7 protein-coding genes are annotated in these 9,223 nt (G+C 75.0%); 5 read left to right on the top strand and 2 right to left on the bottom strand.

Going from position 1 to position 9,223, the window contains the following annotated elements:
* The first annotated feature begins 649 nt into the window (after positions 1–649).
* Positions 650–1,564: a cobalamin B12-binding domain-containing protein gene (locus GT045_RS05380; protein ID WP_161333437.1), complete on the top strand. Its 915-nt coding sequence runs from the start codon at positions 650–652 to the stop codon at positions 1,562–1,564.
* A gap of 168 nt (positions 1,565–1,732) precedes the next feature.
* On the opposite strand, the gene GT045_RS05375 is transcribed toward GT045_RS05380, so the two are convergent.
* Positions 1,733–3,109 (bottom strand): deoxyribodipyrimidine photo-lyase, encoded by a 1,377-nt coding sequence (locus GT045_RS05375; RefSeq protein ID WP_161333436.1) that lies wholly within the window; start codon positions 3,107–3,109, stop codon positions 1,733–1,735.
* 182 nt (positions 3,110–3,291) lie between these two features.
* Positions 3,292–4,803 (bottom strand): SDR family oxidoreductase, encoded by a 1,512-nt coding sequence (locus GT045_RS05370; protein WP_161296142.1) that lies wholly within the window; start codon positions 4,801–4,803, stop codon positions 3,292–3,294.
* Positions 4,804–4,998: 195 nt separating this feature from the next.
* Between GT045_RS05370 and GT045_RS38765 the strand changes: the two genes are divergently transcribed.
* From GT045_RS38765 to GT045_RS05355, 4 genes are all read left to right on the top strand, one after another.
* Positions 4,999–5,175: a hypothetical protein gene (locus tag GT045_RS38765; protein ID WP_202516270.1), complete on the top strand. Its 177-nt coding sequence runs from the start codon at positions 4,999–5,001 to the stop codon at positions 5,173–5,175.
* Between the two features lie 645 nt (positions 5,176–5,820).
* A complete protein-coding gene (locus GT045_RS05365; RefSeq protein ID WP_161333435.1) occupies positions 5,821–6,963 on the top strand; it encodes an LLM class flavin-dependent oxidoreductase in 1,143 nt (380 codons plus the stop codon).
* A 343-nt stretch (positions 6,964–7,306) separates the two neighbouring features.
* Positions 7,307–7,657 carry a YciI family protein gene (locus GT045_RS05360; protein WP_161333434.1) on the top strand — a complete coding sequence of 117 codons (351 nt, stop codon included), beginning with the start codon at positions 7,307–7,309 and terminating at the stop codon, positions 7,655–7,657.
* Positions 7,658–7,808: 151 nt separating this feature from the next.
* On the top strand, positions 7,809–9,131 hold the full coding sequence (locus GT045_RS05355; RefSeq protein ID WP_161333433.1) for an aldehyde dehydrogenase family protein: 1,323 nt from the start codon (positions 7,809–7,811) through the stop codon (positions 9,129–9,131).
* Positions 9,132–9,223: the final 92 nt, after the last annotated feature.

Raw genomic sequence — 9,223 nt, 5'->3', positions numbered from 1 at the left:
TGCGCTCGGGCCTGCGGGGCCTGCGGGGCCTGCGGGGCCTGCGGGGCCTGCGGGGCCTGCGGGGCCTGCGGGGCCTGACGGGATGCCGGGACCGGGGGAGGTGCATGCGCCTGGCGAGCTGCCGGGGCCGGGGGTGGTGCGCGCGCCCGGGGTGGTGCCGGGGCCGGGGCAGGTGCGCGCGCCCGGTGGGGTGCCGGGACCGGGGAGTGCGGCCGGGGACGCGGGTGCGTGGTCGGCGGGTGTGTCAGGGGAAGCCGGTGCGCGATCAGCGAGTGCGCATGGGGCCGGTGATGCGTGGTCGGTGGGTGTGTCTGGGGCCGGTGCGTGGTCGGTGGGTGTGTCTGGGGCTGGTGATGCGTGGTCGGCGGGTGTGTCTGGGGCCCGTGAAGCGTGGTCGGCGGGCGCGATCAGTGGCGGCGAGGTGCCGGGGCCGGGCGCGGCGTCCGCAGCCGCGGGGACGCCGGGCCAGGAAGAGGGCTGTGCACCGGCCGGCGTCCGGGGAACAGCCGGCGCCGAGGGCACGGCGGGTGGGGCCGATGCGCTCGCCCCCGGTCCAGCCGTCTCCGGTCCGGTCGTCCCAGATCCAGCCGTCTCCGGTCCAGCCGTCTCCGGTCCGGTCGTCCCAGATCCAGCCGTCTCCGGTTCAGCCGTGTCCGGTCAGGTCGTCCCAGGTCCAGCCGTCTCCGGTTCAGCCGTCTCCGGTTCGGCGGCCCTCGGTCCGGGTGCCCCCGCCGCACCGGCGGTCCCCCGGCCGGCGGGCGTTGCGCGGTCGGTCGGTGTCCCTCAGTCGGTCGGCGATCCCCGGTCGGTCGGCGTTCCCCGGTCGGTAGGTGTCTTCGGGGCAGGCGGGTCCATCGGGGCCGGCGGGTCTGTAGGGGCCGTCGTGCCCGGGCTCGGTGACGTCCGGCAGGCGGGCCGGGGGTTGTCCCGCGCGGCGGTCCGGCTCGACGCCGTGGCGCTGGAGGAGCGGTTGGAGGCCGCCTTGTCCCGTTACGGCATCGTGACCGCCTGGCAGGAGGTGATGGCGCCGACCCTGCATGCCGTGGGCCGCAAGTGGGCCTCGTCCGGCGACCGCTACGTCGAGGTGGAGCACCTGCTGTCCTGGCACATCTCCACCGCCCTGCGCCGGCGCACCCGGCAGCCCGCGGCGCCCACCGGGACCACGGGGGCCGGCCCCGTCCTGCTGGCCTGCGTCCCCGGTGAGCAGCACACCCTCCCGCTCGAGGCACTCAACGCCGCACTTTGCCGGCTCGGTGTCCCGGCACGCATGTTCGGCGCCGCGGTCCCGGCGGAGGCGCTTCTCGCGGCGGTACGGCGGCTGGGCCCGGCCGCCGTGGTGCTGTGGGCGCAGGCCCGCTCCACCGCGAGCCTGCCGCTGGCCGAACACGTCATGGCCGTGGAGTGGGGCGTGAAGGGCGCCCGTACGAGGCCGCTGATGCTGCTCGGCGGCCCCGGCTGGTCCGGGCGGCCCGCCCGCGGCATGCTGCGCCCCGCCTCCCTGTCCGAGGCACTGGACATCCTGGCGGTCACCCACCGCGCCGCACCGCCCGGCGAGCCTCTCTGACGGGTGCCGGTCCTCTAGGCCCCGGTCGCGGGCCCGGTGTCCGTCCTCTAGGCCCCGGTCGCGGGCCCGGTGTCCGTCCGCTCGGCCCCGGTCGCGCGCCCGGTGTCGGTCCGCTCGGCCCCGGTCGCGGGCCCGGTGCCAGTCCCCTCGGCCGCGGTGGCCGTCCGCTCAGCCCCGGTCGCGGGCCCGTTTGAAACGGGCCAGGCCGTCGGCGAGGTCGACGATCCGCTCCGGATACGCGCCCAGCCGCGCCCGGTCGGGCTCCGGCAGCTTCCACGGCTCGTGGACCGCGGCCCCGGGGACCCCCGCAAGCTCGGGCACCCAGCGCCGGACGTACGCGCCTTCGGGGTCGTGCCGCCTGGCCTGGGTGAGGGGGTTGAGGACGCGGTTGGGCCGGGTGTCCGTGCCGGTGCCCGCGACCCACTGCCAGTTCAGCTGGTTGTTGGCCAGGTCCCCGTCGACCAGCAGCTCCAGGAAGTGCCGGGCCCCGATCCGCCAGTCGACGTACAGCGTCTTGGCCAGGAAGCTCGCCGTGAGCAGGCGGGCCCGGTTGTGCATCCACCCCTCGTGGCGCAGCTGGCGCATCGCCGCGTCCACCACCGGATAGCCGGTACGGCCCTCCCGCCACGCCTCGATGTCGTCCCCGGCCGTGCGCTCGGACCGCCAGCGGTCGTGCTTGGTGCGGTAGTCGGCGTGGGCCGCGGTGGGCCGCGCCGCGAGCACCTGGCGGTGGAAGTCCCGCCAGGCCACCTGCCGTACGAACGCCTCCGCCCCCGGACCGCCCGCCCGCCGCGCCCGGTGGACCAGTTCGACGGGGGACAGCGTGCCGAAGTGCAGGTGGGGGGAGAGCCGGGAGGTGGCGTCGCCGGCCAGGTCGTCGTGCCGGTCCTCGTAGGCGGCGAGACCGGAGCGGAACCAGGCGGTGAGCCGCCTGCGGGCCGCTTCCTCGCCGCCCTCGGCCAGCCCCGGCGAGACCTCCGTCAGGCCGGCCCGGACCGGCAGGTCCTCGGACCCGACGCCCGGCGGGACGCGCACCGCGCGGGGCGCCGCGAGCACGTCCCGCAGCCGCTGCTCCGACCACTGCCGGAAGTACGGCGTGAACACGGCGAAGTGGTCGGAGGAACCCGGGGTCACCTGACCGGGGCCCACCGCGGTGGTCACCGAGTCGTGGACGTACAGCCGCCGCCCCTCGGCCTCCAGGGCGCGCCGCAGCCGGCCCTCCCGCCGGTGGGCGAAGGCGCTGGCGTCGGCCGCCGTGTGCACCTCGTCGGCATCCGCCTCGGCGGCCACCCTGCAGACCTCCTCGACGGCGTCGCCGGAGCGCACCACCAGGTGCCCGCCGCGCTCGCGCAGACCGGCGTCCAGGTCCCGCAGGCAGTCGGCGAGGAACGCCAGCCGGTTGGGCACCGCGAAGCCGGCGGCGGCCACCGCCCGGTCGCGGACGAACAGCGGGACGACCTGACGGCGGCCCTCCAGAGCGGCCCGCAGGGGCGGGTGGTCGTGCAGACGCAGGTCGGCGGTGAACAGGACGACCGAGACGGACATGACGTGCTCCGGAACGGGGGAGGGGGGATACGACGGGGGATTCGGGGGGGATACGGGGGGACTCTGGACGCTTCCGGTGCGACGGGCCCGGCGGATGCGCGCGACACCCGCACGGGGTAGCCGCGCCGGCCCGGCCGGAAGGGCCCGCGACGGCGGGCGTGGCCCGGAGGGCGGACGAGGGCTCAGCGCGTGGCACCGGGTGCCTGGCGGGCCGCCGCCCGCGCGATGTTGCGGGCCATGCCGCCGAAGACCACGGCGTGGAAGGGCGACACACCCCACCAGTAGGCATGCCCGAGCAGCCCGTGCGGGTGGAACAGGGCCCGCTGGCGGTACCGGCTGCGGCCTTCGCCGTCCGGCTCGGCGTACATCTCCAGCCAGGCCAGACCGGGCAGCCGCATCTCCGCCCGCAGCCGCAGCAGCCGGCCCGGCTCGATGTCCTCCACCCGCCAGAAGTCCAGCGAGTCGCCGACCCGCAGCCGCTCGGCGTCCCGGCGGCCGCGGCGCAGGCCCACGCCGCCGACCAGCCGGTCCAGCAGGCCGCGCAGGCTCCAGGCGAGCGGGAAGGAGTACCAGCCGTGGTCCCCGCCCACCCCCTCGATCACCCGCCACAACGCGGGCACGGGCGCGTCCACCAGCGTCTCGCGCCGGTCGACGTACAGGCTGCCGCCCGCCCAGTCCGGGTCGGTCGGCAACGGTTCGCTGGGCGCGCCGGGCACCGACGCGGACGACCAGCGCGTGCTCACCGCCGCCTCGCGCACCCGCCGCAGGGCCAGCCGTACCGCCTCGTCGAAACCGAGCGGATGGCCCGGCGGGTCCGGCACGTAGCGGGCGATGTCGTGCTCGCGGCAGACCACCTCGTGGCGCAGCGACTCGGTCAACGGCCGTGCGATGGACGCCGGTACGGGCGTGACGAGCCCCACCCACAGGCTGGACAGGCCCGGGGTCAGCACCGGGACGGGCACGATGAGCCGCCGGGGGAGCCCGGCGACGTGCGCGTACCGCATCATCATGTCCCGGTACGTCAGGATGTCCGGCCCGCCGATGTCGAAGGACCGGTTGACGTCGTCCGGCAGCCGCGCGCCGGCGACGAGCAGGCGCAGGACGTCCCGGACGGCGATGGGCTGGATGCGGGTGCGCACCCAGCTCGGCGTGATCATCACCGGCAGCCGCTCGGTCAGGTACCGCAGCATCTCGAAGGACACCGAGCCCGAGCCGATGATGACGGCGGCCCGCAGCGCGGCGGTCGGCACGCCCGAGGCCAGCAGGATGCGGCCGACCTCCGCCCGCGACCTGAGATGCGGCGAGAGCTGGTCCTCGGGCACCCCGGCCGGAGCCAGACCGCCGAGGTACACGATGCGCCGCACCCCGGCCGCTTTGGCCTGCTCGCCGAAGACGCGGGCCGCACGGCGGTCCGTCTCCTCGAAGTCCGCGCCGCTGCCGAGCGCGTGCACCAGGTAGTACGCCACGTCCACGTCCCGCATCGCGGCGGCGACCGCTTCGGCGTCGGTGACGTCGCCCCGCACCACCTCCGTCTCCCCGGCCCAGGGGTGGTCGCGCAGCTTGCCGGGGGAGCGGGCCAGGCAGCGCACCCGGTGCCCGGCGGCCAGCAGCTCGGGCACCAGCCGGCCCCCGATGTATCCGGTGGCACCGGTCACCAGGCAGCGGAGTCCGTCCGCCGAGTCGTCGTCGTTCATCGCAGACCGGTCCTTCGCGTCGATGGCCCCCCGGGAGGTCTTCCCGCCGGGGCGGGGCCGCGGATGCGTCCCTCACCGGAACGGCCGAAGAACGGGCGTCGGGAACGGTGACATGTCTGCGCTGATCGGGGGCAGCAGGTTCGGTACAACACGTACATTCCGTTAGGGCCCGCGACGCAGGAGGTGGCCGCCGTCATGAGTGCGAAGGTGTTGGAGCGTTTTCCCGCCGGGGCTCCCCGCGGATCGTGGCCGGCAGAGGAGTACGCGGCGGCCCGGCGGGCCGAGGGGAAGGCGGCGACCGTGGTGATGGACCTGCAGTCGGACGCGTTCCTCGTGGTGGTCGAGGGGCCGGAGGAGGACGGCCGCGCCTGAGCGTGACCGCCCGCCCGTACCGACCGTGCCCCTTGGCCTGACCGTCCCGCCTGTACCGGCCATGTCCCTTGGCCTGCCGTCCAGCCCCTGCTGGCCCGGCCGTCGGCCTGACCGTCCCGCCCATGCCGGCCCGGCCTCGTGAGTTCCCTTACGTGCTGTCGGCCCCGGCCGCTGCTCCGTCGTCGTCTGTCACGTCTCCGTGAAATCAGCTCGTGGCCGGTGACCGCCCGTCGGCTCCTCCTTGACGGCCGTCACCGGCCGCTGCCACGATCGACGGCATGACGATGCGACCGGAACTCACGCGGCGACGCCATGTCGACCTCGCGCGTGTCTCCAGCGCCTCCTGTCGCCCCGCGGCCTGACCTGCCGTACCGCCCTTTCTCCACGGGCCGGTGCCATGCCGCGGACCTCCCTCCTCCACGTGCCCTTGAACGTGCCCGGGCCAGCCGCGGCCTCGGCGTCCGGCGTGCGCGCCGCCCGTGCCTCTCGACGACGGCCCCGCCCGGACGACGACGGCCTCGCCCTGACGCGACGGCACCGCCATGACGGTGACCACCCGCCCTGACGGCGACCGCGCCGGCCGGGCGGTGCCCGCGTCCGGGCGCCGGCCGCGGACGTTCCGCCCCAGCACGTGATCGGAGACCCGTGTCCCTCACCTTCCACTGGTTCCTGCCCACCAACGGCGACAGCCGTGACGTCGTCGGCGGCGGCCACGGCACCCCGGTGACCGCCACCGGCCGGGACCGGCCGCCGACGGTGGCCTACCTGAGCCAGATCGCCCGGGCCGCCGAGGACCTGGGCTTCGTCGGCGCGCTCACTCCGACCGGTGCCTGGTGCGAGGACGCATGGCTGACCACCGCGATGGTCAGCCAGCACTCCGAGCGGCTGAAGTTCCTGGTCGCCTTCCGGCCCGGCTTCGTCTCGCCGACGCTCGCCGCCCAGATGGCGTCCACCTTCCAGCGGCACACCGGGGGCCGGCTGCTGCTCAACGTCGTCACCGGTGGCGAGAGCACCGAGCAGCGGGCCTACGGCGACTTCCTCGACAAGACCGCACGCTATCGACGGACCGGTGAATTCCTTCACGTGGTACGTGAGTTGTGGGCGGGTCGGAGCGTCGACCTGGACGGGGAGCACCTGCGGGTGGCGCAGGCGCGCCTCGGCAGGCTGCCCGAGCCGGTTCCCGAGGTGTACTTCGGAGGTTCCTCACCCGCCGCCGGCGAGGTCGCGGCCCGGTACGCCGACGTGTACCTCACCTGGGGCGAACCGCCCGCGCAGGTGGCCGAGAAGATCACCTGGATCCGCAAACTGGCGGCGGAGCACGGCCGTGTCCCGCGCTTCGGGATCCGGCTGCACGTCATCACCCGGGACACCTCGGCCCAGGCATGGGCCGAGGCGGACCGGCTGCTCGACGGCTTCGACGCGGAGACCGTGCGCTCTGTGCAGGCGGGCCTCGCGCGCAGCGAGTCGGAGGGCCAGCAACGCATGCTCGCGTTGCACGGCGGCGGCCGGGACGGCCTGGAGATCCACCCCAACCTCTGGGCCGGCATCGGCCTGGTCCGCGGGGGCGCCGGTACGGCGCTGGTCGGCAGCCACGAGGAGGTCGCCGAGCGCATCGGGGAGTACCACGCCCTCGGGATCGACGAGTTCGTGCTCTCCGGCTATCCGCACCTGGAGGAGGCCTACTGGTTCGGCGAGGGCGTCCTGCCCCGGCTCGCCGCGCGGGGCCTGTGGGCGCACCCCACCCGGGTGGCGGCCCCCGCCCCCGCTCCGGTGCCGTTCACGGCCTGACCGGCGCGTTACGGCGTGCGGACGGCGGATCGGGTGCGGACGGCGGATCGGGTGCGGGCGGTCGTCCGGGTGGGACGGCGGATGGGGTGCGGACGGTCGATCGGGTGGGGACAGTCGATCGGGTGTGGACGGTCGATCGGGTGGGGACAGTCGATCGGGTGCGGACGATCGATCGGGTGGGGACAGTCGATCGGGTGCTGGGCGGGATCACCCGAAAGACTCCTCCGCGGACTCCTCCGCGCGGTTTTTCCGCGATCGCGGCGCGCGGTGCCGATCCGGGGCGGGGCCGTTCCTGTAGGAGGTGACGCAGAGCCCGCACGGGCCCGACGCCTTGGAGGACGGCATGAAGCACTACCTGCTCAGCGTGATCCAGCCGGCCGACGGCACACCGCCCGACCCCGAAGCCCTCGCCAGGATCATGCGCGACGTCGAGGCGTTCAACGACGAACTGCGCGCCGCCGGTGCCTTCGTCTTCGCGGGCGGTCTGGACGGCCCGGAGACCGCCACCCTGCTCCGCCCCCGGGACGGCGACGTCCTCGTCACCGACGCCTCCCGCACCGAGGGCGAGGAGTACCTGGGCGGCCTGTGCCTCATCCGGTCCGCCGACCAGGACGAGGCCCTGGCCTGGGGGCGCAAGGCCGCCCTGGCCACCACCCTGCCCATCGAGGTCCGGCCCTTCGTGGACCAGCACTGACGCCCGGCCGGCGCCGGCGCACCGGGAACGTGATCCTCGACACCCCGGGGTGCGTGCGGGATGAACTTGAGGACGTGAAAGGTTGGCATATACATCTGACCTGTCGTCCTGCCGGGGCCGAACCGGCCCGTGCACCCCCAGCGAGGCATCCGTGAACCAGTCCCTGCCCGAGCAGCCCGCCGACGTCGTCGCCCGGCTGCGCGCCACCTTCGGCACCGGCCGCACCAAGTCCGTCGACTGGCGCACCGGCCAGCTGCGCCGACTGCGGGCGATGCTCACGGAACGCGGCGCCGACCTCGCGGCCGCCCTCCACGCCGACCTCGGCAAGAGCGGCACCGAGGCGTACCGCACCGAGATCGACTTCACCGTCCGAGAGATCGACCACACCCTCGAACACCTCGCGGACTGGCTGCGCCCCGAGCCCGCACCCGTCCCGGCGCACCTCGGCGCCGACGCCACGGCCTGGACCCAGTACGACCCCCTGGGCGTCGTCCTCGTCATAGCGCCGTGGAACTACCCGGCGCAGCTCCTGCTCGCTCCCCTGGCCGGCGCGCTGGCCGCCGGCAACGCGGTCCTCGCCAAGCCGAGCGAGCTGGCCCCGGCCACCTCGGCCGCCCTGGCCGAACTGCTCCCCGCCTACCTGGACCCGGACGCGGTCGCCGTGGTGGAGGGCGGTGTCCCCGAGACCACGGCCCTGCTGGCCGAGCGCTTCGACCACATCTTCTACACCGGGAACGGCACCGTCGGGCGCGTGGTCATGCGGGCCGCCGCCGAGCACCTCACCCCGGTCACCCTCGAACTGGGCGGGAAGTCCCCGGCGTTCGTGGACCGCGGTACCGACCCGGGCACGGTGGCGGAGCGCCTGGTGCGCGGCAAGTTCCTCAACGCGGGCCAGACCTGTGTCGCGCCCGACTACGTGCTGACCGACCCGGACACCGCGCCGGTTCTGGAGGCCGCGCTGGTCCGCGCGGTCGAGGAGCTGTTCGGCACCGATCCCGCACGTTCGCCGGAGTACGGCAGGATCGTCAACGAGCGGCACTTCGACCGGCTGTCCGCCCTGCTCGGCTCGGGCCGGGTCGCCGTCGGCGGCGTCGGCGACCGGGCGGCCAGGTACCTCGCCCCCACCGTCCTCGCGGACGTCGACCCCGGGTCGCCCGTCATGCGGGAGGAGATCTTCGGCCCGATCCTGCCGATCGTCACCGTGCCCGGCCTCGACGAGGCCATCCGCTTCATCAACGACCGCGACAAGCCGCTCGCCCTGTACGTCTTCAGCGAGTCGGACGAGACCCGTGACCGCATCGCGGCCGAGACCTCCTCGGGCGGCCTCGGCCACGGCCTGCCGCTCGCCCATCTCACCGTTTCCGAGCTGCCGTTCGGCGGGGTGGGGGAGAGCGGCATGGGCAACTACCACGGCCGGTACTCCATCGAGACGTTCAGCCACCGCAAGGCGGTCCTGGTGAAGCCGCTGAGCTGACGCTCCGCGGACCGTCGGACCCGGCCGCACCGACGGCCGGGTCCGCCTTCCCGTCCCGTTAGTCACCGTCGCCCGATGGCCGGGCCCGCCTT

The sequence above is a fragment of the Streptomyces sp. SID486 genome (assembly GCF_009865385.1).
GTDB lineage: Bacteria > Actinomycetota > Actinomycetes > Streptomycetales > Streptomycetaceae > Streptomyces.
This window is presented reverse-complemented; position numbering and strand designations above follow the sequence as displayed.

Coding starts and splice junctions, on each gene's coding strand:
- GT045_RS05375 (WP_161333436.1), bottom strand. CDS start 3,109: ATGTCCGTCTCGGTCGTCCTGTTCACCGCCGACCTGCGTCTGCACGAC.
- GT045_RS05370 (WP_161296142.1), bottom strand. CDS start 4,803: ATGAACGACGACGACTCGGCGGACGGACTCCGCTGCCTGGTGACCGGT.
- GT045_RS38765 (WP_202516270.1), top strand. CDS start 4,999: ATGAGTGCGAAGGTGTTGGAGCGTTTTCCCGCCGGGGCTCCCCGCGGA.
- GT045_RS05360 (WP_161333434.1), top strand. CDS start 7,307: ATGAAGCACTACCTGCTCAGCGTGATCCAGCCGGCCGACGGCACACCG.